The sequence below is a fragment of the Paradevosia shaoguanensis genome (assembly GCF_016801025.1).
Lineage (GTDB): Bacteria > Pseudomonadota > Alphaproteobacteria > Rhizobiales > Devosiaceae > Paradevosia > Paradevosia shaoguanensis.
Genome location: NZ_CP068983.1, coordinates 691,378 through 716,871 on the forward strand (window position 1 = coordinate 691,378; position 25,494 = coordinate 716,871).

Here is a 25,494-nt window from a genome sequence, read left to right on the forward strand (position 1 = left end):
TCACTTACGGGACCACAGAAGCGGATAGGGCCGTGCAGATCTACCTGCCCATCGCCGAACTCTCGATGAACGTCTTCTTCCTGGTAGGGATAGGCGGGGCAGTCGGGTTCTTGTCTGGCTTGTTCGGGGTGGGTGGCGGTTTCCTGCTCACACCCCTGCTCATCTTCACCGGCGTCCCCTCGCCCGTGGCCGTCGCATCGGTCACCGGGCAGGTCGTGGCGGCCTCGACTTCCGGGGCGCTGAGCTATTACCGACGAGGCGGCATCGACCTGCACCTCGCCATGTATCTCATCCTCTCGAGTACGCTCGGGGCGTTTATCGGGGTGATGATCTTCGCGTTCCTGCGCACGTTCGGACAGCTCGATCTCTTCATCTCGGTGAGCTACCTGGTGTTGCTCGGTTCGGTCGGCTCGATCATGCTGGCGGAAGCGGCGCGCGAGATCCTCAAGACGCGATCGGGCGTGGTGGTACGCGGGCGCATGCCACACCAGCATACCTGGATGCACGGCCTGCCCATGCGGGTGCGATTCAAGAAGTCGCGGCTCTACATCTCCGTGCTGCCGGTGCTGGTCATCGGCTTTTTCATCGGCATCATCGGTTCGCTCCTCGGTATCGGCGGCGGGTTCATCCTCGTGCCGGCACTGGTCTACCTGCTGCGGGTTCCCGGCAACGTCGTCGTCGGCACTTCGCTGCTGCAGGTGGTGGCGATGATGGCTGTGACGACGGTGCTCCATGCCGTGCAGAGCCAGAGCGTCGATATCCTCCTTGCCTTCTGCCTGATGGTGGGCGGCACGGTGGGGGCGCAGTTCGGGGCGTCGGCGGGGCAGTATCTGCGCGGCGAGCAATTGCGGGCGCTGCTGGCGCTGCTGGTGCTGGCGGTGGCCATCCGCTTCGGGCTGACGCTGGTGCTGCCGCCCAACGACATCTTCAGCACGGCGCTACTCGGGCCGGGAGGCGCGCTGTGATCCGGCTGCTGCTCCTCGCCCTGGCCTTCTTCCTGGCGGCGTTGCCGGCGCAGGCCGAGCGGGTAGTGTCGAGCGTTTCCAACACGGCGATCTCGATCAGCTCGTCCTTCGACGGCGAGACGCTGACGATGTTCGGCAACATCGAGCCGGAACTCGGGACCGGGTTGCCGATACGCGGACCCTACCACGTGGTGATCGTGGTGGAGGGGCCGCTGTCGGATCGGGTGACGCGGCTCAAGACCAATAATTTCGGCATCTGGATGAACACCGTGCAGGTGGACTTCAATGCCATGCCCACCTACTTCCAGGTGCTCTCGGACGCCAAGCTCAGGGAGATCACGAGCCCGGTGGTGATCTCGGAAGAGAAGCTGCTGCCCGAATACCAGGCGAAGGCGGCGATCGAGACGGGCTGGTGGGACTCGGTGGTCTTTGCCAACCAGACGGTGCGGCTGCTGACCGAACAGGGCTCGTTCGGAGTGCGCGAGGACGGAGTGCAGTTCCTCTCCAACACGTTCTACTCGGCCCAGCTCTCGCTGCCGGCCAATATTCCCAACGGGGCGTTCATCGCGCGGACCTATGTGTTCAAGGACGGCGAGATCATCGCGCGCAAGTCCGATGGCTTCACGGTGCGCAAGAGCGGGTTCGAGCGCTTCGTGGGCCAGTCGGCGACCCAGTACCCGCTGCTCTACGGCCTCGTCTGCGTGGTGCTGGCGCTGTTCACCGGCTGGCTCGGTGGCGTGGTGTTCAAGCGCTGATCAATGCAGCGGCGGCACGACGCTGTGCACGCGCTCTATGAAGACGCCGAAATCGGCCATGTATTGCCGCAGGAAATCGCGGGTGCTGTCGACCGTGACCTCACCGTCATCGGTGATGAGGTCGGGCTTGAACTGGATGTAGGCCTCAGGGGCGTTCATCTGGGGCGAGTTGCAGAAGGAGAGCACGCTGCGCAGGCTCTGCTGGGCGACGGCGGTGCCGATGGCGCCGGTGGAGGCGCCGATGACGGCCGAGGGCTTGCGGGTGAAGGAATTCTGGCCCCATGGGCGGCTGGCCCAATCGATGGCGTTCTTGAGGCCGCCGGGAATGGAGCGGTTGTATTCCGGGGTGACGAAGAGGATGGCCTGGACGTTGGCGATGGACTGCTTGAAGTCGCGGGCGACCTGCGGGTAATCGGCGTCGAAGTCCCGGTTGTAGATCGGCAGGTCCTTAAAGCTGATCTCGGTCATGGTGAGTTCGCTGGGCGCGAGCTTGACCAGTGCGTTGGCCAGCTTGCGGTTGATCGATTGGCTCGACAGGCTGCCGATAAGATAGCCGACCTTGAATTGCGGCATGGACGTCTCCATTGCTGAGACGGCGGCCTCGGGCCGCCGGGCGTGCCCCCGGCGGGGATTATGCTCGCAGATCGGTGGGATTGGGAAGCGGCAGAGAGCGGGATCGGGACGTGCGATTGCGCCTGGAGCGCGAAACAAAAATGTTTCACGGAGAAATGCGCGGTTTTTGCAGGTTTTTGGGCGGCTGTTTTAGAGTTAAACCATTGGAATTAAATGCACTTACGACTGTCGACCGTCGGCAAATCGTTAAATTTTGACTCAATTTCGGGCAATGTTTTCCGATATTTCGCGGGTTTTGCGACGAAATACGGTGATTTTGGCGAATTTGCTTTTTGTGTTGTTCCTCAGCGGTTTAGGCGTGCCCGGTAGCGGGCATCGGCTATTTTAGGCCGGACGGCGGAAGGGAGGATATCTCCGCCGGCCGTCAGCGATGGGAGAGGATGTTGATGGCGTTGCCGAAGGGATCGCGGACGTAGAAGCGGCGGACGCCCCAGGGCTCGTCGGTGAGCTCGTAGACGATGTCGAGGCCGAGTTCGCCGGCGCGGCGGCGATAGGCGTCGACGTCATCGACTTCGACGGAGAGCGTGGGCACGGGCGTGCCGGAGCCGCCCTCGGTGGCGATGCTGACTTGCGGGGCCATGCGGGCATCGGAGGCGAAGGTCTGGATCCAGCCGTGATCCATGACGAGGTGGAGGCTAAGGAAATCGCCATAGAAGGCCCGGGCAGCGGCGATGTCGCCGGTGGGAAGGTTGGAGATGACGCGCAGGACGGCCATGGGTCTACCCGTTGATGAGACGGCGCGGGCTGACCGGATAAAGGCGATCACGCCCGAGCATGGTTACCTGGAGAGCCTCCCAGTGGAAGAGGCCGGTGAAGGCAGGGCCGAGGATGTTGATGCTGCCCGTGGCGGCCCCATAGGCCGGCAGGAGCAGAATGCGCCCATCATGCACGAAGCAGGGCCGGCGCACGGAGCGGCCGTTGATCATGACGCGGGCGGCGGGATGGAGATGGCCGGCGATGAGGCCGTTGCCGCCGTGGCTCGGCTCGTGGGTGAGGACGAGACCCTGCCGTTCGAGATGAGGCAGGCAGAGGCCGCCGAGGCCGTGCGGTGCAGGATCGTGGTTGCCCGAGAGCCAGAGCCAGGACGCGCGCTGCGTCAGCTCGCGCAGGCGGGCACGATCGCCTTCGAGCAGGGAGCGCGTACCCTCGTCGCGGTGGAAGCTGTCGCCGAGCGCGATGACGGTCTGCGCGCCGGTGCGGCCGAGATCGGCTTCGAGCCGGGCAAGGGTGACGCGCGTGTCGTAGGGCGGCAGCAACTGGCCGGAGCGGGCGAAGGACGACATCTTTTCGAGATGAAGATCGGCGACCAGCAGCGCGCGCTCGGCGCGCCAATAGGCGGCGCCCGAGGGCAGCAGTTCGAAGATGTGGCCACCAAAGCGCAAAAAGGCCGTTTCCGCCTCCTCGCGATCGTCGGAGCGCAAGGCTCCCAAGCTCGTCACCTGCCCAATGCCTCGTTCATCAACTCGTCGGCGGCTTCGGCCATGGCGCTTTCGCGGCCTTCGCCGAAGATCGGCTCCTTGCCGATATCGAGCATCACCGGTACCGCGAGCGGCGAGATTCGGTCGAGGGGTTTGTGCACGATATGTTTCCTTATGCGCCTGAGGAAATGGCCCAGGCGCTCGATGTCGAGCAGGCCCCGCGCCGCATCGTGCCGCGTGGCCTGGATGAGGATGTGATCGGGCTCGTGCTGGTAAAGCACGTCGTAGATGAGATCGGCCGACATGGTGATCTGCCGGCCCGTCTTTTCCTTGCCCGGGTGTCGACGCTCGATGAGCCCGGAGATGATGGCGCAATTGCGGAACGTGCGCTTCATCAAGGCGGATTCGGCCAGCCAATCCTCGAGATCCTCACCCAGCATATCCTCGGAGAAGAGGTCATCGAGCGAGAGGCGGTTGGTGCGGACCAGCGCCGAGATATCGCCGAGGCCCCAGATGGCGAGGGCGTATTCGGAGGCGACGAAGCCCAGGGGGCGCGCCCGCGCCCGTTCGAGGCGGCGGGTGAGCAGCATGCCTAGCGTCTGGTGCGCCAGGCGCCCCTCGAAGGGGTAGCAGACCATGTAGTTCTGCGCGCCGCGCGGGAAGGTTTCGACGAGCAGGCTTTCGCGGCCGGGCAGGATGGAGAAATCGCGCTGGAGGCGGAGCCAGTCGGCGGTCTGGTTGGGGAGCCGGTGCCATTCGTCGGGGGTGGCGAGAATGCGGCGGACGCGCTCGGCGAGGTAGGTCGAGAGCGGGAACTTGCCGCCCATATAGGAGGGGATTTTAGGATCGCTCGAAAAGCTGCGCGACACATAGGCCTCGGTTTCGTGCATGCCCTCGAAGGCAACGACCTCGCCGCCGAACATGAAGGTATCGCCAATGGTGAGGGTATCGAAGAAATACTCCTCCATCTCGCCCAGTACGCGCCCCATGCGCCCGATGGGCCCGGTGGTGGCGCCCTTGCGCTGGCCCCTGCCCCGCACCAGCCGCACCTTGACCATCGGCTCCTCGATGATGGTGCCGACATTGAGCCGGTATTGCTGGACCACATTGGGATTGGCCACGCGCCAGCGGCCATCGGGCATGCGGCGCAGACGCGCGAAACGCTCATAGGCGCGCAGGGCGTAGCCGCCGGTGGCCACGAAATCGAGGATGCGGTCGAACTGTTCGCGCGGCAGGTTGCGGTAGGGCCAGGCGGTCCTGATCTCGGCGTAGAGTTCATCGTCGGTGAATGGCGCGGCGCAGGCCATGCCGAGGATGTGCTGGGCCAGCACATCGTAGCCGCCGACATGGGGCGGCTCGCTATCCTGGTGGTTTTCGTGCACCGCCTCGACGGCCGCCTCGCATTCGAGGACTTCGAAACGGTTGGAGGGGACCAGCAAGGCCTTGGAGGGCTCATCCATGCGGTGGTTGGCGCGGCCGATGCGCTGGAGCATGCGGGACGAGCCCTTGGGCGCGCCGACCTGGACGACGAGATCGACATCACCCCAATCGATGCCGAGGTCGAGCGTGGAGGTGCAAACAACGGCGCGCAGATTGCCGGCGACCATGGCGCTTTCGACCTTGCGGCGCTGCTCGACCGAGAGCGAGCCATGGTGGAGGGCAATGGGCAGGCCCTCCTCGTTGATGGCCCAGAGCCACTGGAAGAGCATTTCGGCCTGGCTGCGGGTGTTGACGAAGAGCAGGGTCGTCTTGTGCCGCTTGATGGTCTGGTAGAGGTCGGGGACAGCATAGGCCGTGGAATGGCCGGCCCAGGGCACGTGCTCGTCGCTGCGCAGGATCGAGAGTTCGGGCTTGGCGCCGCCAGTAGCCAGCAGCAGCTTGGCGGGCGCCTGTGGCAAGGGCGTGCCGATCCAGTCGCGCAGCGCCTCGGGGTCCTTGACGGTGGCGCTGAGGGCGGTGATGCGCAATTGCGGGGCGAGGCGCGCGATGCGGGCGATGGCGAGCGACAGGAGCTCGCCGCGCTTGGAGGTGACGAGGGCATGCAGCTCATCGAGCACAATGCGCCTGAGGCTCCCGAAGAGGCGCGCGGCATCGTCGTGGCTGACGAGGAGCGCGAGCTGCTCGGGCGTGGTGAGGAGGATGTGGGGCGGGTCGTAACGCTGGCGCTGGCGGCGCGAGGCGGGCGTGTCGCCGGTGCGCGTCTCGACCTTGATCGGGAGGCCCATTTCCTCGATCGGATCGACGAGGTTGCGGTGGACGTCGACGGCAAGGGCCTTGAGGGGCGAGATATAGAGGGTGTGGAGCCCTTCCATCGGATGGGCGGTGAGATCTTCGAGGGTGGGCAGGAAACCGGCCAGGGTCTTGCCGGCGCCGGTGGGCGCGATGAGGAGCGCCGAGGCGCCTTCATGCCACGCCTCGAGCACATCGAGCTGGTGGCGGCGCGGCGCCCAGCCCTTGCTTTCGAACCAGTTGGCGATGGCGGGTTGCAGTTGCAAGGAGGCGGAATCCGATAAGCTGGGGACGCTATCTATCCCCTTCCAAACGCATGGCGGCAAGGGTGGATGCCAAAGGCGGGCCGGTTGGGAAATTCTGCACTGGCGAGCAGCCGATGGCGTCTTTTATGGTAGCGGGAGGAAACGTTCGAGGCTTTCCATGTCCGCTCCCGCTGCCGAAACCCTGACGCCAGACGCCGCCCGCATGCAGATTGCGCAACGGACGGAATTGCTGCGCGGAGCGGGCCGGCGCATCGCCATTGGGCTGGCCGGCGGGCCGGGCGTGGGCAAATCGACCCTGGCGGCGGAGCTGGTGGCGACGCTCAACGAGGACGAGCCGGGCGTGGCCGCCCTGGTGCCGATGGACGGGTTCCATATGCGGCAGGCCAAGCTCGAATCGCTGGGCACGGCCAAGGACAAGGGTGCGCCGCATACCTTCGAGGGAGCGGCGTTCGTGGCGTTCCTGGCGCGGCTCAAGGCGGCGCAGGAGGCGGTCAGCGGGCCGGGCTATTCGCGCAAGATCGAGGACGTGGTGGAGGACGCCTTCACGGTACTGCCGCAGACGCAGGTGCTGGTGGTGGAGGGCAATTACCTGCTGCTGCCCGAAGCGCCCTGGGACGGGGTGCGGCCGCTGCTGGACCTGGCGGTCTTCATCGACGTGCCGCGCGAGAGGGTGCGGGCGCGGCTGCTCAAGCGTCATGCGGCCGAAGGACTTTTCACCGAGGAACGCAACCGCGAGCATGTCGAGCGGGTGGACCTTGCCAACTACGATCTGGTATCGACGTCGCGGTCGCGTGCCGACCTCATCATCACTCTCGATACCGATACCTGACCCATGGCCTCCAGACCGACCTATCCGTTCGACGTGCGCAGCGCGGACGTGTGGAAAATCGCATTGCCGGCCTCGGTGGCCTTCATCACCGAGCCGATGGTGGGGATCGTGGACATCACGGTGATCGGCCGGCTGGGCGATGCGGCGCTGCTGGGCGGGCTGGTGCTGGGCGCCATCGTCTTCGATTTCATCTTCGCGCTCGCCTATTTCCTGCGGCTGGGCACGGCGGGGCTGACCGCGCAATCTGTGGGTGCGCGCGACCCTAAGGATGGGCTGATGCATGTGGCGCGGGCCATCGGGCTGGCGGTGATCATCGGGCTGGCCATGATCGTGCTGTCGAGCGCGCTGCTGTGGGTTTCGGTCGTCACGCTGCGGCCGGAGCCGGCGGTGGAAGTGGCGCTGGCGGAGTATTTTCAGGTGCGGCTGCTCTCGGCGCCGTTCTCGCTGATCAACTACGCGCTGCTCGGCTGGTTCTACGGGCGAGCGGCGGCGCGGACGGGCATGCTGCTGCAATTACTCATCCACGGGGTCAACATCGCCCTGAGCATCGCCTTCGTCTATGGCCTCCACTGGGGCGTCGCGGGCGCGGCGGCGGGTACCGTGGCCGGGCACGTGGTGGCGGCGCTGATCGGGCTTTACCTCGTGGCGCGGCATTATGGCGGGTTCCGCGCGACGCTCGAGAAGATCGTGCCGGCGGAGCTGGTCGACCCGGTGGCGCTGCGGCGGATGTTCGGGCTCAGCCGCGACCTCATGATCCGCTCGGGCGCGCTGATGTCGGCCTATGCCTATTTCGCGGCGCAGGGATCGCGGGCGGGCGAGATCACGCTGGCGAGCAATGCGATCCTGCTTAACATGATGATGGTTTCGGCGTTCTTCCTCGATGGCCTGGCGCAGGCCTCCGAGCAGCTTTGCGGCAAGGCGGTGGGCGCCAATTGGCGGCCGGCCTTCGAGCGGGCGACGAGTCTGGCGCTGACGGCGGGCATTGCGATTTCGACGGGGCTGGCGCTGGTGCTCTATTTCGGCGGGCCGGTGATCATCGACCTGATGACGACGAGCGAACCGGTGCGCGAGGCGGCGCGGCACTATCTCTGGCTGGCGGCGCTCTGCGCCATCACCGGCATGCCGGCCTTCGTCTATGACGGCATCCTGACCGGCGCGACGCTCAACGGAGCGATGCGGAACGGGATGCTGGTGTCGCTGGTGCTGTTCCTCGGAGCGGCGCTGGTGATGCAGCAGACGATGGGCAATGCCGGGCTCTGGGTGGCGCTCAACCTCTTCTTCCTCGCCCGGGCGGGGATCTACTGGTGGTCGCTGGAGCGGCGGAAGCCGGCATTGTTTGCGGCCTAGGGTCCGTACACAGTAAGTCCCGGCGCCCCCAGAGCGCTATCTCCCCATCCGACAGTCTGCCGCGCCACAACCACTGAACTTCCCCGGCCGCAGAGCCGGGGAACTCCGGTGGGTGGGGCGGCCATCGCACCCTCTACCGGTGCAATTGAGTACGGACCCTAGCCGAGGCCCTCCCCGGCTTTCACCGAGGAGAGCGCGCGTTCGCTAGAGCGAGAGCTTGCCGGCGGCCCAATCGTCGGTGGTGCGGCCGGTGAGGGCCGAGATGCTGGTGTGCCCGGCGGAGCGGACGCCGGCGGCGAGGCCGCGCTTGAGGCGATCGAGCATATCGAAGCCGCCATAGACCAGGGCCGAATAGAGCTGGATGGCGTTGGCGCCGGCCTCGAACTTGGCGAGAGCCGTTTCGGGGGAATGGATGCCCCCTACCCCGATAATGGGCAGGGCCCCTACGCGCTGGCGCATCTGGGCGAGGCGGCGGGTGGCGAGGTTGAAGAGCGGCTTGCCCGAAAGGCCGCCGGCTTCGGTGGCATTGGTCATACCGGCCACGGCGTCGCGCCCGATGGTGGTGTTGGAGACGATGAGGCCGTCGAGATCAGTGGCGAGGATGGTCCTGGCGATGCCATCCATGGCCTTTTCGTCGAGATCGGGGGCGATCTTGAGGAAGACGGGGACGCGCACGGCAGCCTTGGAGCGGGCCTGGAGCACGGCATCGAGCAGCCTGGCAAGGGCCTCTTCGGCCTGGAGGTTGCGCAGGCCCGGCGTGTTCGGGGACGAGATATTGACCGTGAGATAATCGGCGAGAGCGGCGAAGCGGTTGACGCCCAACACGTAGTCGGCGACGAAATCCTCGGAATCCTTGTTGGCGCCGATGTTGACGCCGAGGATGGCGCCGACGCGCGTGGTCTTGAGGCGTTCGAACATCGCCTCGTGCCCCTCATTGTTGAAGCCCATGCGGTTGATGACGCCATCAACCTCGGGCACGCGGAAGAGGCGCGGCTTGGGATTGCCGCCCTGCGGGCGCGGGGTGACGGTGCCGACCTCGACCATGCCGAAGCCGACGCGGGCGAGCTGGCGGGGCACCTCGCCGTTCTTGTCGAAACCGGCGGCCATGCCGATGGGGTTGGAGAAATCGAGGCCACAGAGGCTGACCTTGAGCTCCTGCGGATCGGCATAATTCTGTTCGGGCGCGAGGCCGAGGCGCAGGGCGGCGATTGTGGCGCCGTGGGCGGTCTCGGCATCCATCTTGAGCAGGGCATCGCGGCCGAAATTGGCGACGAGCGGCACGCGCAGGAGCGGAGAGAAAGCGGAGAAGATCATTTCACGCCCTCCGGCAGGGTGCAGGCGCCATCGGCAGCGACGGCGATGGGCGCGGTCCATTCGACGGCGGCCACGGGCATGGGCGCGTAGAGGTGCGGGAAGAGCGCGCCACCGCGCGAGACCTCCCATTTGAGAGCGGCGACCACATCGGCGGTGCGGACCGCGATGAGGACGAGATCGCCCTGACCGGCGAAGTGCTTTGCAAGGGTCTCGGCCAGCTGATCAGCGGTCGAGAAGTGGATGTAGCCATCCTGAAAATCGATGGGCATGCCCTGGAACTGCCCGGTCGGCACGGCGGCCTCGTAGGCGGAGCGGGTGGAAATCTTGTAGATGAGCGCGGGGGAGGTCATGGCGCCGGAAGCTATTCAAACCGCCTCGCCATCGCAAGGCTGTGGAGCGATTGTCGGACAGACTTTACAGGGCGGAAGGTGGGGGTATAGAAATAGGACTATCTTCCCAAATGGGATATTTCTCCTAGCCAAGGCTCCAAACCAGATGCTCTCGCACCGGGCAATATGGGACGGTATCGACGGGGTGGCGAAGCGCCACGGCCTGAGCGTATCCGCCTTGGCGAAGCTGGCCGGGCTGGACCCGACCGCGTTCAACCCCTCCAAGCGCGTCAGCAAGGACGGGCGGGAGCGCTGGCCGTCGACGGAGAGCATTTCCAAGATTCTCGAGGCGACGGGCGAAGGGTTCGAGACGTTCCTCGCCGGAGCGGGCGCGTTCCTGCAGACCACGGGCAGCACGCCGGAGTTGAGCTCGGTGCCGCTGCTGGGCCTGGCGCAGGCGGGCGCGGGCGGCTTCTTCGACAGTGCGGGCTTTCCGGCGGGGCAAGGCTGGGACGAGGTGCGGCTGCCCTCGCAGGAGGAAGGCGCCTATGCGCTCGAAGTCCATGGGGATTCGATGCTGCCGCTCTATCGCGATGGCGACATCATCGTGGTGTCGCCCACCGCGCAATTGCGGCGTGGCGACCGCGTGGTGGTGCGCACGCGCGATGGCGAGGTGATGGTAAAGCTGCTGCACCGGCAGACGCCTAAGCAACTCGAACTGCATTCGGTCAATCCCGACCATCCCAACCGGACGTTCGAAATGACGGATGTGGACTGGGTGGCCCGGATCATGTGGGCCAGCCAATAAACCTGCGATCAGTGCGCGAGGCGGTAGCGGGCGCGGGCGGAGGCTTCGATGGCGGCGGTGGTGAGCCGGTCGATATCGAGGCGATCGCGCACCATTTCGAGGTAGCGCAGCTCTTCCTGTTCGAGGCGAAGGTCGGAAGCGGCGATCTCGACGGCCAGGGCATAGGCCGTATCCTGCAGGCGCCGGGGCAAGGCGGCGACGGCGGCATCGAGCACGCCATCGAGGCCGGCAGCGCCGTTCATCAGGTCGACGCAGGCATTGGCCACTTCCTCGAGGCGACCGGTATCGAAGCCGGCGAAAACCGGCAGGCGCACAATCTGATCCTCGATGCGCTCCAGTTCCTCCTCGCTCATGGTCGTATCGGACCAGGCCGAAACGATCATCAGATAAATCAGGGCATCGTGGGTGGAGAGAGCCATTTGTGCTTTCCTGCGACGGGGTTAAGGCGATAACTAGAAAGGCGAAGCGCAAATGACAAGCGCCACCTGCCGCCTGTTGCGGCATTGACGTCAACTTGCGACTGGTGCAACACACCCTTCTTTCCAAAATCCATCAATATGAAGGCCTGAAACCTTGCCGCCCGCCCCGCTCCCGACACTCGACCCCGCGTTGTATGACGCTGCCCAGAACGCCCGTGCCTGGCCGTTCGAGGAAGCGCGCAAGCTGGTGGCCCGGATCGAGAAATCGGGGAAGACCGAGGTGCTGTTCGAGACGGGTTACGGCCCCTCGGGCCTGCCCCATATCGGCACGTTCGGCGAAGTGGCCCGCACCACCATGGTGCGCACGGCTTTCCGGCTGCTGACGCGCGACCAGATCAAGACCCGGCTGCTCTGCTTCTCGGACGACATGGACGGAATGCGCAAGATTCCGGAAAACGTGCCGAGCCGCGAGTTCCTGGAGCCGTACCTGCAGATGCCGCTGACGGCAGTGCCGGACCCGTGGAGCAACGAATATACGAGCTTCGGGGAGCACAACAACGCCATGCTCCGCCGCTTCCTCGACACGTTCGGCTTCAACTACGAATTCGCCAGCGCCACCGAATACTACAAGGCCGGCAAGTTCGACGACGTGCTGCTGCGCGCCGCCGAGCGCTATGACGACATCATGGGCGTGATGCTGCCGACGCTGGGCGCGGAGCGCCAGGAGACCTATTCGATCTTCCTGCCGATCTCCCCGATCAGCGGGCGGGTGCTCTATGTGCCGATGAAGGAAGTCGACGCAAAGGCGGGGACCGTGACCTTCGTGGGCGAAGACGGCCGCGACACCACCGTGCCGGTGACGGGCGGGCATGTGAAGCTGCAGTGGAAGCCGGATTTCGGCATGCGCTGGGCCGCGCTCGGCGTCGATTTCGAGATGTTCGGCAAGGACCACCAGACCAACGCGCCGATCTATGATCGCATCTGCGAAATCCTGGGTGGGAAGGCGCCGGAGCATTATGTCTACGAGCTCTTCCTCGACGACCAGGGCCAGAAGATCTCCAAGTCCAAGGGCAATGGCCTGACGATCGACGAGTGGCTGACCTATGCCTCGCCCGAAAGCCTGGGGCTGTTCATGTTCCAGAAGCCGCGGACGGCAAAGCGGCTCTATTTCGATGTCATCCCGCGGGCGGTGGACGAGTATTACGCGTTTGTCGCCTCCTACCAGAAGCAGGATGAAGCGGCTCGCCTCGAAAACCCGGCCTACCACGTGCATTTCGGCCACCCGCCGGCGGCCGAGATGCCGGTGACGTTCTCGCTGCTGATGAACCTGGTTTCGGCCGCCAATGCGGATGACGCTTCGGTGCTCTGGGGCTTCATCTCGCGCTACGTACCGGGGGCAACGCCGGAGAACCATCCGGCGCTCGACCAGCTGGCAAAGTATGCCGTGCGCTACTTCAACGACTTCGTGAAGCCGACCAAGGTGTTCCGTGCGCCGACCGACAAGGAACGGGCAGCACTGCAGGAGCTGGCGGACGAACTGGCGGCGTTCGAGGGATCGAACGATGCCGACGCGCTGCAGAACCTCGTCTACGAAGTGGGCAAGAAGCACGAATTCGAGCCGCTGCGCGACTGGTTCACCGCGATCTACCAGGTGCTGCTGGGCGCCGACCAGGGCCCGCGGTTCGGCTCGTTCATCGCGCTCTATGGCGTGGCGGAAACGCGCCGGCTGATCACCGACGCGCTGGCGGGGAAGCTGCTGGCCAAGTAAGGATTTCGCGACGCGCGCGGTGGCGCGCGTCGCGCCTCGCCAACAACCGCGCCCGATTTGGATCGGTGACGACGTGGCTCCTCCGAAGGCTCGCCTTTCAGAGCGAATTGGGCGATAAGCCACTAATCTTGGACGGCAAAAGTCTCGGGGCATGCGGTTTTCATCGATAGTCGGCCTGGCCCTGCTTTGCGCCTCGGCGCTTCCGGCGATGGGGCAGTCCCTGCCAAATCACAGCGATCCCCAGGCGCGCGACATCGTGCCGAACCTGTCGGCCGTCCCGGCGATCCGGTTTCTCACCACGGCCGATTTTCCCCCGTTCAACTATAGGGACGAAAGCGGGCAGCTTGTCGGGTTCAATATCGACCTGGCGCGCGGCATCTGTGCCGAACTCAACGTGGCCTGCACGATCCAGTCCTGGCCATGGGACCAGGCGGCCAAGGCGCTGGCGGACAACCAGGGCGACGCGCTGATAGCGGGCCTCGCCATTACCCCGGAAAACGGGGACATGTTCGACTTCTCCTCGATCTACCTGATGCTGCCCGGCCGTTTCGTGACGGCCGCGGACAAGGCTGCGGCGTTCGAGCCGCGCGGGCTTGGCGACAAGGTCGTGGCGGTGCGGAAGGGCTCGGCGCACGAGGAATTCGTCAAACGCTACCTGCCGAATGCCAAGCCGCTGGAGTTCGACAGCGAGGGCCAGGCGCTGGAGGCCGTGCGGGACGGCAAGGCGGAGGCATTTTTCGGAGACGCGATGCGGGCTTCGTTCTGGCTGAGCCAGAATGGCGAATGCTGTTCGTTTGCGGGCGATCCCTATTTCCGGCCCGACCTCTTCGGGGAAGGGCTCGCCATTGCGCAACCCACGGGCCATGACGCCGTGCGCAAGGCGATCGACTACGCGCTGGCGCGGCTCAGCCGCGACGGGAAGCTCGATGAGTTTTACCTGCGCTGGTTCCCGGTGAGCTTCTACTAGGACGCAGTGCGCGTTGCGCCATCTCGTGGCACGGGCCCGGCACCTATCATCACGACTTCTCGATTGTGCTTATCCACGCGGTTTCCACAGGCCTGGCTGTGAACTCTGGGGATAACGGGGACAACTTTCGTGCTCAGTGGCGACGAAAGTGAGCACTTGCGGTGGGTTAGGCCGGGTGGCGGCCGGCAGCGAATTTGCCGGTGGGCAAGTGTGACTTATGCCGAGTTCGCGCCTCTTCGCCTTCGGCTAGCCTCGTGGCTGGAGGTGAGCCATGACGGATCTAGCCAGCCTCATTGCTTATGTTGCGGGCAAGACGCCGGAGCAGGCGGAGCGGATACTCCTTGCGGCCGAGACGATCGGGGCGGAACCGCTCGAATTCTGCGCGCACCGGTTCGGTCTGGGCATGCACGCGACCTGGGAGCGGGCGGCGGAATGGGCCGGCCTGGCGTTCTCGGCGGAGGCACCGGCTTCGATCCTCGTCGGCGATACGCCGTTGCGGCTCGACGCACTGGCGCAGGTGCGCACGTGCCGGGCGCGGGTGTTCGACCGCGAGATCGTGCTGGCGGCGCCGGGCGCCGAGCAGTTCGTGGCGCTGCGGCAGAGCCTTGAGCGCAAGCCGGACCTGGCGCGGAAAATCTGCGTGGTGGAGCCGCGCGTGCTGCGGACGGCACTAGCGCAGAAGCACGGGGCGGCGCTGATGGACGAAGCGCGGCAGCGGCTGGTGCGGCGCTGGCCGGGATCGGCGGCGGACCTCGACGTGTCGCTGACTTCGCGGCTTATCTTCATAGCGGTGATGCTGTCGCTGCTGGGACTGGTGCTGGCGGCGCCGTTTGCGGTGAGGCCGTTCCTGTTTCCGTTCACGGCACTGTTCCTCGTAGTGCCCGGGCTCATCCGGCTGGCGGCGGGCGTGCCGGGCGCGGTGCCGCCGCCGCTCGATTGCGGAGAGCGGCTGACGGACCGGGAATTGCCGACCTATACGGTGCTCATTCCGCTGCGGAACGAAGTGACGATGGTGCCCTCGCTGGCACGGGCCATGAAGGCGCTCGACTATCCGCCGGAGAAACTCGACATCAAGTTCGTGGTCGAGGCGCGCAGTCCGGCGACGATCGCGGCGGTGACGCGGGAGCTGCACGATCCGCGGTTCGAGCTCATCGCGGTGCCCGACGAGCATCCGCGGACCAAGCCCAAGGCGATCAACTTCGCCCTGCCCTTCGTGCGCGGCGAATATCTCGTGGTGTTCGATGCCGAGGACATTCCCGAACCGGGGCAATTGCGGCTGGCGGCGAGCCTTTTCGCCTCGCACCCCGAGATCGACTGCCTGCAGGCGGAACTGCTGGTGGACAATGCGGGGGAGAACTGGCTGACGGCGATGTTCGCGGCCGAATATGCCGGCCAGTTCGGGCTGATGATGCCGGCGCTTTCGCACTGGCACCTGCCGATGCCGCTGGGCGGCACCAGCAACCATTTCAGCACGCGGGCGCTGCGCGAGCTGGGCGGGTGGGACGCGTTCAACGTGACGGAGGACGCGGACCTCGGCGTGCGGCTGGCCCGGCTGCGCTACCGGGTGGCAACGTTCGCTTCCCATACGCGCGAGGAGGCGCCGATCACGCTCAAGGCGTGGATGGCGCAGCGGACGCGGTGGATGAAGGGCTGGATGCAGACATTCATCGTGCATTCGCGGCACCCGCTGGTGTTCATCAGCGATGCCGGGGGGCGCAGTTTCCTGGCGTTCCAGATCTATGTGGGAAGCCTCATTCTCTCGGCGCTGCTGCATACGGCATTCGCCGGCGTGCTCGTGGCGCGAGTAGCGACGGGGACGCCGCTTTTCGGGGAGGAATTCGACATCTGGGACGCGATCAGCGTTGCGGCGCTGATCGTGGGGTATGGCGGGGCGCTGCTGCTGATGATTGCAGGGTTGCTACGGTTGGGGCGGCCACAGCACCTCTTCTACCTGCCGACGCTACCGCTTTACTGGACGCTGCATTCCTTTGCCACGCTGCGGGCGGCGCACGAATTGCTGGTGCGGCCCTTCTTCTGGGCCAAGACCGAACATGGACGCACCAAGGTCGATCGGTCGGTAACGGTTCTTGCGGGGCAAGCTGTGCCTAAGCACTAATTTTCTTAAAGAGCAAATGGCATTTTTCCCCATTCTCATTGGTATTTTTACCGAATACGATTCTTTTCGACCTCCCTTGGGGGCCGTTAAGACTATGTTTTGAAGGTAAGTGGGGGTACCAATGGACGAGAGTGTCATGGCCGCCGCGCTGGCCATACAATCAAGCGGCAATTTGCAGGTGATTTCTGAAATCACCGAAAAATTCATACAACGACACGAAGTCGACAAGTTCGCCGTAGCCTTCGTGGCACAAAACGGCATGGAAACGACAGAATTCGTTCCACTCTCCAATATATCGAGTGAATTCCTTCGGCTCTATGCCGAGCGCGATTACTTCCTGCTCGATCCGCTGGCGCAGTTCTGCCTGCGCACGACGACACCGTTCATCTGGGAAGAAACGCTGTCGCTGCGGGACCAGGCGCCGATCGTCAAGCGCATCTATTCGGAAGCGAGCGAGTTCGGCATGCCCAACGGCATGAGCATGCCGGTGCGCGGCTTCGAAGGGTTGCGCGGAAGCGTGACCTTTGCCGGGGAGCGCTCGCGGTTCGGGCCTAAGGAGAAGCTGGAGCTCGAAATCCTGGGGCTGGTGCTGCATGCCCGCGTGGGCGAGCTATGCCACACGATCACCGACCGCGCGCAGACGCTCAGGCTTACCGCCCGCGAGCAGGAGACACTGCGCTGGGCCGCGCTGGGGAAGACCTCGGACGATATCGCGGACATATTGGGACTGACCAAGCGCACGGTGGACCAGCATTTCGAGAATGCAGCGCGCAAGCTGGGGACGGTGAACCGCACGCATACGGTAGCCAAGGCGCTGCGGAATAATCTGATTACGCTGTGAGGCGGAAACTGGCGCCGCGCTGGCTGAGGGCTGGTGCGGCGTTGCTTTTTAGGTTTGATCGGTGGTGGGGCGGCAGGCGGCAGGCTCTTCGCCGAATGGATTGTGCATACCGCTTTCTCGGTCAACGAACCTGGGTCATGGATATCTCCACTCGGGTGGAGGGGTGCAATAGGCCCCGGGTCTTCGCCCGGGGAAGTAAGGGGTGGGGTGGGCTCTGGGGGCTTCCGGGGTGGCTCGGCGGTGAGCGGTCGGAGGGGCGGGTTGGAGGCGGCGGCTTTCTGCGTGGCTGACTTAGGCAGCCGGGTTAGCCGAGTGGTCGCCAAATCTGCGAGCTAGCGTTCCACCATCACTCCAAACCACCCGAATCTTCCCCGGCCGTAGAGCCGGGGCCCACGGATGGCTCCACTCGAATGGAGAGGCGCAATAGGCCCCGGATCAAGTCCGGGGAAGTGCGGTGATTGGGGCGGGTCTCGGGGCTCCTGGGTGGCTCGGCGGTGAGCGGCCAGAGGGGGCGGTCGGGGGAGACGGCTTTCTGCCTGGTTGACGTCCAGGCGACGGGGTTAGCCGGGTGGATGTCAAATCCGCAAGCTAGTGTTCCACCATCACTCCAACCATCCGGTTCTTCCCCGGCCGTAGAGCCGGGGTCCACGGATACCTCCACTCGGGTGGAGCGGGGCAATGGGCCCCGGGTCTTCGCCCGGGGAAGTTCGGTGGTGGGGCGGGGGTGGAGTGCGAGTGAGCGGGAGCGAGAGCCGCCACCTGGCCTCCCGCGCTACCGCCGGCGGGGCTGGATCGGGCGGCGTTCGGTGGAGGAGGCGAGGATGGCGTCGATTAGGTCGTGGGCGCGCAGGGCGGCGTGGCCGGTGATTTTGGGGGAGCGGTTTTCGCGGATTGCGGTGGCGAAGTCGGTGATGAGGGCTTTGTGGAGGGTGTGGCCGAAACCCATGATCTGGGCCCCTGCTCCGCTGCCGGCATTGGGGTCACCGGCGGAAACGGTGGTGCCGTCGTGGAAATGGGCCTTGAGTTCGGCGCCGGTGAGGATCGCTGTGCCCCTCGAGCCGATGAGTTCGATGCGCTCGGGCAGGCCCGGATAGGCGCAGGTGGTGGCGCTGATCGTGCCCATGGCGCCGTTGGCGAAGTGCATGACGCAGGCGGCGATGTCTTCGCTTTCCATGTGGTGGACGGGGCTGGTCGCGGCGTAGCCGGCGAGCTCGTCGGGCAGGCCGGTGTAGGACAGCAGAAGATCGAGGGTGTGGATGGCCTGGGTCATCAGCACGCCGCCGCCGTCGCGGGCGAGCGTGCCGCGGCCGGGTTCGTCGTAATAGCTCTGCGGGCGCCAGTTATCGAGGCGGGCGGAGGCGGAGATGAGGCTGCCCAACCGGCCCTCGGCGATAATCTCGGCGAGGGCGAGGCTGGCGGGACGGAAGCGGTTCTGCAGGACGATGGCGAGCTTGACCTGCGCCTTGTCAGCAAGGGCAACAATCTCTTCGGCTCGGGCGGTGGTGAGATCGAGCGGCTTTTCGAGGAGGATGTGCTTGCCGTGGGCGGTCGCGGACCTCACGAGGTCGAGGTGGCTGGCGGGCGGGGTCAGGATGAGGACGGCATCGATGGCCGGGTTGGCCATGACCGCATCGAGATCAGCGACGACGGGCAGGCCGTAGCGCTCGGCAAAGGCCTGGCGGCGGCTTGCGGTGGGGCTGTAGCAGGCGAGGACTTCGACTTCGTCGCGGAGCTCGAGCAGAGCCTGCGCGTGGGGTTGGACAGCCATGCCCAGGCCAACCAGGCCGACGCGCAGCGTATTCATGAACTTCTCCCTAGATACCGGGGCGAAGAACCGCCCGCCCCTGGATTTGCCTTTGCAGGCAAACATTTATCAGGAGCGGGCGCAAGTCTGCGTTGGGAGGCAGGGAGAACTGCCGGGGGAGAAAATCAGCCGGCCGCCTGGGCGGCGTGCCGCGCCTCGCGGCGGGCGCGACCCAATGCCGGATCGGGCACGGGGACGGCAGCCAGGAGCGACTGGGTATAGGGGTTCTGCGGATTGCCGAAGATCTGCTCGCGCGAGCCTCGCTCGACCACCTTGCCCTTGTGCAGCACCACGATGTTCTCGCAGAGGTGGCGCACGACGGCGAGATCGTGGGCGACGAAGATGATGGCGAGGTTGAGCTTGCGCTGCATGTCCTGGAGCAGGTTGATGACCTGGGCCTGGACCGACACGTCGAGCGCCGCCACGGGCTCGTCGCAGACGAGGATGCGCGGGCGGATGACGAGGGCGCGGGCAATGGCGATACGCTGGCGCTGGCCGCCCGAGAAGGAGCGCGGATAGCGATCCATGTCATCGGGATTGAGGCCGACCATTTCCATCATCTCGGCCACGCGGGAGCGGCGTTCGACACTGTTCCTGGCGATGCCGTGGACGAGCAGGCCTTCCCCGATCAGATCCTCGGCGGTCATGCGCGGATTGAGGCTGCCATAGGGATCCTGGAAGACCATCTGCACTTCGCGGCGGAAGCGGCGCAGATCTTCGCCACGCGCATTGACCACGTCGATGCCGTCATAGGTGATCGAGCCTTCCTCTGGCCGGGTGAGCGCGAGGAGACACTTGGCGATGGTGGACTTGCCCGAGCCGGATTCGCCGACGAGGCCAAGGGCCTCGCCGTGATTGACCCCGAACGAGACTTCGTGGAGCACGCGCGCCGGCGGATTGGGGAAGGCGGCGTAGGATTTGCAGATGCGATCAATGGTGAGCAGCATGATTCAGGCCCTCAGCGGATCGTGCAGGTGGCAGGCAACGCGCTCGCCGGCGACATCGAGAACGACGGGCAGCTCGCTGCGGCAGCGATCGAAAGCCTCGCTGCAACGCGGATGGAAGGGGCAGCCGCTCGGCCGGGCCAGCGGCGGGGGCGGCGCGCCGGGAATGGCGTAGAGCTTGTGCAGGTCCTGATCGATGCGCGGCACGGCCTTGATGAGGCCGCGGGTATAGGGGTGCTTGGGGCGGGCGAAGACGGTTTCGACCTCGCCATCCTCGACGATCCGGCCTGAATACATGACCATGACGCGCTCGGCGAAGCCAGCGACGACGCCAAGGTCGTGGGTGATGAAGAGCACGGCGAGGCCGCGGCGGGTCGAGACGTCATCGAGCAGATCGAGCACCTGGTCCTGCACGCGCACGTCGAGCGCGGTGGTCGGCTCGTCCGCGATCAGCAGGCGCGGCTCGCCGACAAGGGCCATGGCCAGCACGACGCGCTGGCGCATGCCGCCGGAGAATTCGTGCGGATAGGAATCGAGGCGCTCGGCGGCGCGATCGACGCCCAGTTCATCGAGAACAGCGAGGGCACGCTTGCGGGCCTCGGTGCGGCCGACGCCGCGGATGCGCAGGGTCTCGGCGACCTGGTCGCCGATAGTCATGAGCGGATCGAGGAAGCTCATCGGGTCCTGGAAGACCATGGCGATGGAATCGCCGCGATAGCGGGTCATCTCGCGCTCGGGGAGCTTGAGCAGGTCAGTGCCGTCGAAATCGATGCGCCCCGACAAGCGAGCTAGCCGGTCGAGGCGCATCAGGGCGCGGGCTGTCAGCGATTTGCCCGATCCCGACTCGCCCACCAGGGCGACGCGCTCGCCGACCCCGATGGAGAAATCGATGTTGTCCACGATGCGCACATTGGCAGCGCCGCGACCGAGCGGCATGTCGACCGTCAGTCCCTGGGCGGTCACGAGCGGCGCGCGTTTCGGCTTGGGCATGGGAGCGTCGGGCATGGGGTGCAGCATTTGCATCTCAGTTCCCCCTCAGTGACGGATCGCGACGAACCTGGATGATGTCGCCGAGGAGACCAAAGGCGATGGAGGTGATGGCGACGGCAGCGCCGGGCGCCACGACGGTCCACCAGGCGGTCGACACGAAGCCGCGGGCGCTGGCGATGGTGGCGCCCCATTCGGCGCTCGGCGGCTGGGCGCCCACGCCGATGAAGGACAGGCTGGCGAGGACCAGAACCGTGGTGCCGATATCGCCGGCCCATTTGACGATGAGCACGTCGAGCGAATTGGGGAGCACGTGCCTGGTCATCAGACGCCAGCGGGAGACGCCGAGCACCTGGGCACCGGCAACGAACTGGGCTTCCATGGTCTGGCGCATGATGCCGCGCAGCATGCGGGCGGTGATGGGCCAGCCGGTGATGGCCATGGCGATGACGGCGGACTGGAGGCTGGGCCCCATGGCGGCGGCGAAGCCGAGGGCGACGACCATGCCGGGGAGCGCCAGGCCGATATCGGTCATGCGCATGAGGCCTTCATCGAGCCAGCGCGGACCGGCCGCAGCGACCGTGGCGATGGTAACGCCGATGATGGAATAGAGCGTGACGACGAGGAAGGCCGAGAGAAGCGTGGTCTGGGCGCCGACGATAAGGCGCCAGAAGACGTCGCGGCCCTGGTCGTCAGTGCCGAACCAATGGTCCGCGCTCGGCGGCATCAGCGAATTGGCGATATCGGAATTGTAGACCGAATTGGGCGCCACGAGCGGGCCGAAAATCGCGATCGCGAGCAGGAGCACGACCAGCGTGATCACAAAGATTTCGAAGGCGCTGAAATTGAGGCGCGGGCGCGCGGCCGGCGCGGAGATGGCGGGCGCGGTCATTGGCTCTGGCTCCCGAGTTGGGCGGCACGAATGCGCGGATCGACCAGCAATTGCAGGATATCGACGGCGAGATTGACGAGGCAGACCACCGAGCCGATGAACATGACCGAGCCGAGGACGGCGAAGCTGTCCTTCTGGGCGACGGCGTTGAACATGTAGGCGCCGATGCCCTGGCGGGCGAAGACGGTTTCAACCAGCACGGCCGAACCGATCATGGCGCCGGCCTGGGTGCCGGAAAGGGTCAGCACCGGATTGAGGCTGTTGGGCAAAGCGTGCCCGACCAGCATGCGGCGCGAGGATGCGCCCTTGGCGCGGATGGCGGTGATGAAATCGCTGCGCAGCACGCCGAGGAGCGACGCGCGCAGGGTACGGAACACCTGGGTCGCGAACAGGGCCGCGAGCACGGCGGCCGGCAGGATCAGGTGGTGGAGGGCATCGAGGAAGGCCGGACCATTTAGAGCGATGATCGCATCGATCGCGGTGGCACCGGTGACGGCCGGGGCGGCCATGCCGAAGGAAGCCTGCCCCGAGATCGGCACGATGCGCCAGACGCTGCCGAGCAGGTATTGCAGCACGAGCGCCAGCCAGAAGGCGGGCATGCCGCCCAGCATCACGGCGGTGACGCGGCAGACGGTATCGAAGACACCACCCTGGCGGTTGGCCGCGACGATGCCGGTGGGAATGGCGATCGCCAGGTTGAGGAGCATGGCGAGGAAGACGAGTTCCAGCGTCGAGGGCAAGACCTTTTCGAGGTCGTTGAGCACGGGCTGGAGGGTAACGATGGAGGTACCCAGGTCGCCGCGAAGCAGACGACCGAGGAAGCCGAAATACTGGATGATGACTGGGGCATCGAGCCCCAGTCTTTCGCGAACCGCCTCGATCTGGGCGGCTGAAGCGTCCGCGCCCGCGGCCATCTGGGCCTCATCGCCGGGCATCAGCTTGATCATGATGAAGACCAGCGAAGCCAGTCCCCACAGCGTCAATATGGTGAGCCCAAGTCGTCGGGCCAGGAACCAGGAATAGGCGCGAAACGCTAGCATAGTGGGCCTCCCTTACGGGTTGGCGAGACGGAAGTCGGCCGGCTCGGCGGGCGTGGCCAGCATGCTGGCCTTGAGATCGGCAAGGGTGCCGACGCGGTAGACCGCAGGCTTGTAGACGCCATACATGTCCACCATCACCGAGTCCTTATCGAGAATGGTCTGCACCTGCTTATAGATGTCGCAGCGCTTCGTGTCGTCGGCCGTCGCGACGGCTTCGTCCAGGAGCTTGTCGACTTCGGGGTTCGAATAGCCGGCGCGGTTGGTGCCGACGGCATCGGACTTGTAGCCCTTGATCAGCATGATGCCCGGATCGGGGAACTGCGCGAAATCTTCGAGCAGCATCATGGAGGGGATGGTCGCGGTGTCCTTGAGGGCAGCCAGGTAGTTCGGGAAGGCGATCGGCTCGAGCTCGATATTGAGCCCGATTTCGCGGGCGTTCGACTGGAAGAGCGTCGCTTCCTGCTTCTGCAGCTCGAAGACGGGCTGGAAGTTCATCTTGAAGGTGGTGTTGAGCGCACCAGCCTCTTCGAGGAGCTTCTTGGCCTGATCGAGATCGCGATGGACGACCGGCAGGTCGGGACGGCAGTTGAGGCGAGCCGGGAGCGGGCCATTGGCCAGCGCACCGTTGTTGCCGCGAATGCCGCGCAGGCCACCTTCGTAGTCATAGATCAGGCGCAGGGCCTGGCGCACCTTGGGATCGGCAGTCGGGCCGGCCTGGGTGTTGAAGACGATCTCGGCCTGGTAGCTGGTATTGATCGGCACGACCTTGAGGGACGGATCGGTGGCCATGCCCGCCGCGTCGCGATCGGGGATGGAGAAGCCGACGTCGACATTGCCGGCGCGCAGCTCGGCCACGCGGGTGGCGCCTTCATCAATGCGGCGGAAGACGATCGATTCCGGACGGCCGGCTTCGGGCGCCCAGTAATCCTTGAAGAGGTCAATGACGACGGCCTGCGACTGGTCGCCCAGGACATAGGGGCCCGAACCGGCGTCATGGGCCTGGAGCCAGCCCTGACCGTCATCGGCGCCCTTGTTGGCCTCAACCAGGGCCGAGTTCACGATGTAGATCTTGCTCAGCGAGGGCAGGAACAGCGTGTTCGGCTTGTTGAGGTTGATGGTTAGGTGGGTGTCGTCGGTGACGGTGGTGGATTCGTAGCCATCGATCAGCGAAGCGACGCCGGTGCCCAGGCGCTTCAGGCGATCGAGCGAATAGGCGACATCCTTGGCGGTGAGCACGGTGCCGTCATGGAACTTGACGTCCGGGCGCAGGGTGAAGGTGATCGACTTGGCATCGTCCGCGTAGGCGAATTCGGTGGCGAGGCTGCCCACGAGCGTCGTCTCGTCATAGGTGACGAGGGTATCGTAGACGGCGCTGATGATGGTGTTGGTCTGGTTGTAGTCGGCACGCAGCGGATCGAGCGTGTTGATCTGGCCACCCATGCCCACGATGATGGTGTGGGCGCGGTCGGCGGCGATGGCCGGCGTCAGCGCGCCAAGACCGATTGCGGCGGCCAGCGAAATGACCCCGACCGTACCCATGAGCCCGCGGCGCTTTTGAGCTGCCGAGAAGAGGCTTTGCATAGCTTTATCTCCCTTGTTCGGTTTTAGTCCCGCCTGTCGTGCAAGACACTTCCCAACCTTTTTGTATCCGATCTTGAGTGTAGTGGATACAAAAAATTGCAGTGCTGTGAATTCGTGATGAACCCGCGCAGGCCTGCTCGTAAATACGCATTTGGTTCAATTGGTTACATTCGACGCCAGAGCTCGTGGAAAGCCGGGATCGCTGGGGTCGATGACAAAAACGTTTATGGCGCGGGCGGCAGGATGCGGCGAATTTTTATCGGTTCTCGCGCGCGTGCGGGTTGTCAAAGACGCAACAGGTTGGGTGCAGGCTCAAAAACTTTGTTGGATACAAATTGACATGTGATCTGATACAGTGTTACCGCATTGATGTTGGCGAGATTGCTGCGACTTGGCGCCCCCATCGGCGCGGGCCCGCCAGGCAACCGATGCGGTGAGGAGGGTAGCCGCTGCCGACATCCCGGCCTTAGCCCTTGAGGACCATGCAATGCCGCGCTTGCTCGTAATCAATCCCAATACTTCGCAGCGGGTATCGCACAGCATCGACGCGCTGGTGCGCGAAGAGGCCGGCAAGCGGGCCGAGGTCACGACCATCACCGCCAATTTCGGATTTCGCTATATCTCCTCGCGTGCGGCAGTCGCCATCGCGGCGCATGCCGTACTCGACGCAGCAGCGCGGGCGATCGCCGATGGCGCGGCACCGGACGCCATCATCCTGGGATGCTTCGGCGACCCCGGCCTCGACGCGCTGGTCGAGATGACCGGCATTCCGGTGATCGGCTTTGCCGAGGCGGGCCTGCTGGCTGCGGCATCGGAGCACGGCAATTTCATCGTGGCCACCAAGGGCGTGGTCTGGTGCGAGATGCTGACCGAACTCATCCAGAAGCTCGGCCTCTCCCATCGCGTGGCCGGCGTCTATTCGGTGGAACAGGCAGGCGACGATGCGGACGGCATTGCCGAATATCTTTCGGCGCGCGCTCGCGAGACGGGCGCCAGCCGGATCGTGCTGGGCGGCGCGGGACTGATCCCTACCCTGCCCCGCGTGATCGCATTGTCACCGGTGCCGGTGCTCGACCCGCATCGGGCCGGCGTACGCAAGGCGATGACCCTGGCCACCGAAGGGCGCCATTTCCCTTCCGACGGTTCGCGCGGCGAAACGACCGGACTTTCCGCCGCCCTGACCGAAGCCTTTTCGGGCCCGACCGAAGTGCCGTTGCAGGTAGGGAACGCGCACTGATGGGC

23 protein-coding genes are annotated in these 25,494 nt (G+C 65.3%); 10 read left to right on the plus strand and 13 right to left on the minus strand.

The annotated features are described in order from the left end of the window. Nucleotides 1-32 precede the first annotated feature (32 nt). Together JNE37_RS03245 and JNE37_RS03250 are read left to right on the plus strand one after the other, a co-directional pair. A complete protein-coding gene (locus JNE37_RS03245; RefSeq protein ID WP_035031518.1) occupies nt 33-965 on the plus strand; it encodes a sulfite exporter TauE/SafE family protein in 933 nt (310 codons plus the stop codon). Further along, entirely contained in the window at nt 962-1,720 is a 759-nt protein-coding gene (locus tag JNE37_RS03250; protein ID WP_203065289.1) for a TIGR02186 family protein, read from the plus strand. The genes JNE37_RS03245 and JNE37_RS03250 overlap by 4 nt, the downstream gene beginning before the upstream one ends. Here the strand turns inward: JNE37_RS03250 and JNE37_RS03255 are convergent, their stop codons facing one another. From JNE37_RS03255 to JNE37_RS03270, 4 genes are all read right to left on the minus strand, one after another. Next, nucleotides 1,721-2,293 (minus strand): NADPH-dependent FMN reductase, encoded by a 573-nt coding sequence (locus JNE37_RS03255; protein WP_203065290.1) that lies wholly within the window; start codon nt 2,291-2,293, stop codon nt 1,721-1,723. A gap of 424 nt (nt 2,294-2,717) precedes the next feature. Continuing rightward, a complete protein-coding gene (locus tag JNE37_RS03260) occupies nt 2,718-3,068 on the minus strand; it encodes a glyoxalase superfamily protein (protein WP_203065291.1) in 351 nt (116 codons plus the stop codon). A 4-nt stretch (nt 3,069-3,072) separates the two neighbouring features. Then, nucleotides 3,073-3,792, minus strand: a complete 720-nt coding sequence (gene pdeM, locus JNE37_RS03265) for a ligase-associated DNA damage response endonuclease PdeM (RefSeq protein WP_203065292.1) — start codon at nt 3,790-3,792, stop codon at nt 3,073-3,075. Beyond that, a complete protein-coding gene (locus JNE37_RS03270; protein WP_379124433.1) occupies nt 3,789-6,326 on the minus strand; it encodes a ligase-associated DNA damage response DEXH box helicase in 2,538 nt (845 codons plus the stop codon). Before JNE37_RS03270 ends, pdeM begins: the two co-directional genes overlap by 4 nt. Before the next feature lie 97 nt (nt 6,327-6,423). Between JNE37_RS03270 and JNE37_RS03275 the strand changes: the two genes are divergently transcribed. Both JNE37_RS03275 and JNE37_RS03280 read left to right on the plus strand, forming a co-directional pair. After that, nucleotides 6,424-7,095, plus strand: coding sequence for a nucleoside/nucleotide kinase family protein (locus tag JNE37_RS03275; RefSeq protein WP_203065293.1), 672 nt, complete (start codon nt 6,424-6,426; stop codon nt 7,093-7,095). A gap of 3 nt (nt 7,096-7,098) precedes the next feature. Then, nucleotides 7,099-8,442, plus strand: a complete 1,344-nt coding sequence (locus JNE37_RS03280) for an MATE family efflux transporter (protein ID WP_203065294.1) — start codon at nt 7,099-7,101, stop codon at nt 8,440-8,442. 204 nt (nt 8,443-8,646) lie between these two features. Here the strand turns inward: JNE37_RS03280 and JNE37_RS03285 are convergent, their stop codons facing one another. Both JNE37_RS03285 and JNE37_RS03290 read right to left on the minus strand, forming a co-directional pair. Next, nucleotides 8,647-9,756, minus strand: a complete 1,110-nt coding sequence (locus JNE37_RS03285) for a quinone-dependent dihydroorotate dehydrogenase (RefSeq protein ID WP_203065295.1) — start codon at nt 9,754-9,756, stop codon at nt 8,647-8,649. Next, nucleotides 9,753-10,106, minus strand: a complete 354-nt coding sequence (locus JNE37_RS03290; RefSeq protein ID WP_203065296.1) for a DUF952 domain-containing protein — start codon at nt 10,104-10,106, stop codon at nt 9,753-9,755. Before JNE37_RS03290 ends, JNE37_RS03285 begins: the two co-directional genes overlap by 4 nt. A 145-nt stretch (nt 10,107-10,251) precedes the next feature. Here JNE37_RS03290 and JNE37_RS03295 point away from each other — a divergent pair, with 145 nt between their 5' ends. After that, nucleotides 10,252-10,893 (plus strand): S24 family peptidase, encoded by a 642-nt coding sequence (locus JNE37_RS03295; RefSeq protein WP_035031499.1) that lies wholly within the window; start codon nt 10,252-10,254, stop codon nt 10,891-10,893. Nucleotides 10,894-10,901: 8 nt separating this feature from the next. Here the strand turns inward: JNE37_RS03295 and JNE37_RS03300 are convergent, their stop codons facing one another. Further along, nucleotides 10,902-11,312 carry a tellurite resistance TerB family protein gene (locus tag JNE37_RS03300; RefSeq protein WP_035031496.1) on the minus strand — a complete coding sequence of 137 codons (411 nt, stop codon included), beginning with the start codon at nt 11,310-11,312 and terminating at the stop codon, nt 10,902-10,904. Nucleotides 11,313-11,466: 154 nt separating this feature from the next. On the opposite strand from JNE37_RS03300, the gene JNE37_RS03305 reads away from it, so the two are divergent. The 4 genes from JNE37_RS03305 (at nt 11,467) to JNE37_RS03320 (ending at nt 17,004) form a co-directional block, all read left to right on the plus strand. Continuing rightward, the gene (locus tag JNE37_RS03305; protein ID WP_203065297.1) at nt 11,467-13,080 is read left to right on the plus strand and encodes a lysine--tRNA ligase; all 1,614 of its coding nucleotides are present in this window, start codon (nt 11,467-11,469) and stop codon (nt 13,078-13,080) included. Between the two features lie 151 nt (nt 13,081-13,231). Then, nucleotides 13,232-14,047 carry a transporter substrate-binding domain-containing protein gene (locus JNE37_RS03310; RefSeq protein WP_035031490.1) on the plus strand — a complete coding sequence of 272 codons (816 nt, stop codon included), beginning with the start codon at nt 13,232-13,234 and terminating at the stop codon, nt 14,045-14,047. A gap of 271 nt (nt 14,048-14,318) precedes the next feature. After that, nucleotides 14,319-16,163, plus strand: a complete 1,845-nt coding sequence (locus JNE37_RS03315; RefSeq protein ID WP_203065298.1) for a glycosyltransferase family 2 protein — start codon at nt 14,319-14,321, stop codon at nt 16,161-16,163. Nucleotides 16,164-16,284: 121 nt separating this feature from the next. Further along, on the plus strand, nt 16,285-17,004 hold the full coding sequence (locus JNE37_RS03320) for a helix-turn-helix transcriptional regulator (RefSeq protein ID WP_052152100.1): 720 nt from the start codon (nt 16,285-16,287) through the stop codon (nt 17,002-17,004). 772 nt (nt 17,005-17,776) lie between these two features. Here JNE37_RS03320 and JNE37_RS03325 read toward each other — a convergent pair. The 6 genes from JNE37_RS03325 to JNE37_RS03350 all read right to left on the minus strand — a co-directional run bounded on the left by JNE37_RS03325 (nt 17,777) and on the right by JNE37_RS03350 (nt 24,252). Next, nucleotides 17,777-18,808 carry a Gfo/Idh/MocA family protein gene (locus tag JNE37_RS03325; protein WP_203065299.1) on the minus strand — a complete coding sequence of 344 codons (1,032 nt, stop codon included), beginning with the start codon at nt 18,806-18,808 and terminating at the stop codon, nt 17,777-17,779. A 125-nt stretch (nt 18,809-18,933) separates the two neighbouring features. Beyond that, nucleotides 18,934-19,755 (minus strand): ATP-binding cassette domain-containing protein, encoded by an 822-nt coding sequence (locus JNE37_RS03330; protein ID WP_035089889.1) that lies wholly within the window; start codon nt 19,753-19,755, stop codon nt 18,934-18,936. 3 nt (nt 19,756-19,758) lie between these two features. Beyond that, nucleotides 19,759-20,769: an ABC transporter ATP-binding protein gene (locus JNE37_RS03335; protein ID WP_246513485.1), complete on the minus strand. Its 1,011-nt coding sequence runs from the start codon at nt 20,767-20,769 to the stop codon at nt 19,759-19,761. Nucleotides 20,770-20,776: 7 nt separating this feature from the next. Then, on the minus strand, nt 20,777-21,631 hold the full coding sequence (locus JNE37_RS03340) for an ABC transporter permease (protein ID WP_035031481.1): 855 nt from the start codon (nt 21,629-21,631) through the stop codon (nt 20,777-20,779). Then, a complete protein-coding gene (locus tag JNE37_RS03345; RefSeq protein ID WP_203065300.1) occupies nt 21,628-22,671 on the minus strand; it encodes an ABC transporter permease in 1,044 nt (347 codons plus the stop codon). Before JNE37_RS03345 ends, JNE37_RS03340 begins: the two co-directional genes overlap by 4 nt. A gap of 12 nt (nt 22,672-22,683) precedes the next feature. Beyond that, nucleotides 22,684-24,252 carry an ABC transporter substrate-binding protein gene (locus JNE37_RS03350; protein ID WP_182398152.1) on the minus strand — a complete coding sequence of 523 codons (1,569 nt, stop codon included), beginning with the start codon at nt 24,250-24,252 and terminating at the stop codon, nt 22,684-22,686. Nucleotides 24,253-24,739: 487 nt separating this feature from the next. Between JNE37_RS03350 and JNE37_RS03355 the strand changes: the two genes are divergently transcribed. Next, nucleotides 24,740-25,489, plus strand: coding sequence for an aspartate/glutamate racemase family protein (locus tag JNE37_RS03355; protein ID WP_203065301.1), 750 nt, complete (start codon nt 24,740-24,742; stop codon nt 25,487-25,489). Nucleotides 25,490-25,494 lie beyond the last annotated feature (5 nt).

Bases quoted from the DNA above. Each gene is read 5' to 3' on its own strand.
- JNE37_RS03255 (WP_203065290.1), bottom strand. From the start codon at position 2,293: ATGCCGCAATTCAAGGTCGGCTATCTTATCGGCAGCCTGTCGAGCCAA.
- JNE37_RS03260 (WP_203065291.1), bottom strand. From the start codon at position 3,068: ATGGCCGTCCTGCGCGTCATCTCCAACCTTCCCACCGGCGACATCGCC.
- JNE37_RS03275 (WP_203065293.1), top strand. From the start codon at position 6,424: ATGTCCGCTCCCGCTGCCGAAACCCTGACGCCAGACGCCGCCCGCATG.
- JNE37_RS03280 (WP_203065294.1), top strand. From the start codon at position 7,099: ATGGCCTCCAGACCGACCTATCCGTTCGACGTGCGCAGCGCGGACGTG.
- JNE37_RS03285 (WP_203065295.1), bottom strand. From the start codon at position 9,756: ATGATCTTCTCCGCTTTCTCTCCGCTCCTGCGCGTGCCGCTCGTCGCC.
- JNE37_RS03290 (WP_203065296.1), bottom strand. From the start codon at position 10,106: ATGACCTCCCCCGCGCTCATCTACAAGATTTCCACCCGCTCCGCCTAC.
- JNE37_RS03295 (WP_035031499.1), top strand. From the start codon at position 10,252: ATGCTCTCGCACCGGGCAATATGGGACGGTATCGACGGGGTGGCGAAG.
- JNE37_RS03300 (WP_035031496.1), bottom strand. From the start codon at position 11,312: ATGGCTCTCTCCACCCACGATGCCCTGATTTATCTGATGATCGTTTCG.
- JNE37_RS03310 (WP_035031490.1), top strand. From the start codon at position 13,232: ATGCGGTTTTCATCGATAGTCGGCCTGGCCCTGCTTTGCGCCTCGGCG.
- JNE37_RS03315 (WP_203065298.1), top strand. From the start codon at position 14,319: ATGACGGATCTAGCCAGCCTCATTGCTTATGTTGCGGGCAAGACGCCG.
- JNE37_RS03320 (WP_052152100.1), top strand. From the start codon at position 16,285: ATGGACGAGAGTGTCATGGCCGCCGCGCTGGCCATACAATCAAGCGGC.
- JNE37_RS03325 (WP_203065299.1), bottom strand. From the start codon at position 18,808: ATGAATACGCTGCGCGTCGGCCTGGTTGGCCTGGGCATGGCTGTCCAA.
- JNE37_RS03330 (WP_035089889.1), bottom strand. From the start codon at position 19,755: ATGCTGCTCACCATTGATCGCATCTGCAAATCCTACGCCGCCTTCCCC.
- JNE37_RS03335 (WP_246513485.1), bottom strand. From the start codon at position 20,769: ATGCTGCACCCCATGCCCGACGCTCCCATGCCCAAGCCGAAACGCGCG.
- JNE37_RS03340 (WP_035031481.1), bottom strand. From the start codon at position 21,631: ATGACCGCGCCCGCCATCTCCGCGCCGGCCGCGCGCCCGCGCCTCAAT.
- JNE37_RS03345 (WP_203065300.1), bottom strand. From the start codon at position 22,671: ATGCTAGCGTTTCGCGCCTATTCCTGGTTCCTGGCCCGACGACTTGGG.
- JNE37_RS03350 (WP_182398152.1), bottom strand. From the start codon at position 24,252: ATGCAAAGCCTCTTCTCGGCAGCTCAAAAGCGCCGCGGGCTCATGGGT.
- JNE37_RS03355 (WP_203065301.1), top strand. From the start codon at position 24,740: ATGCCGCGCTTGCTCGTAATCAATCCCAATACTTCGCAGCGGGTATCG.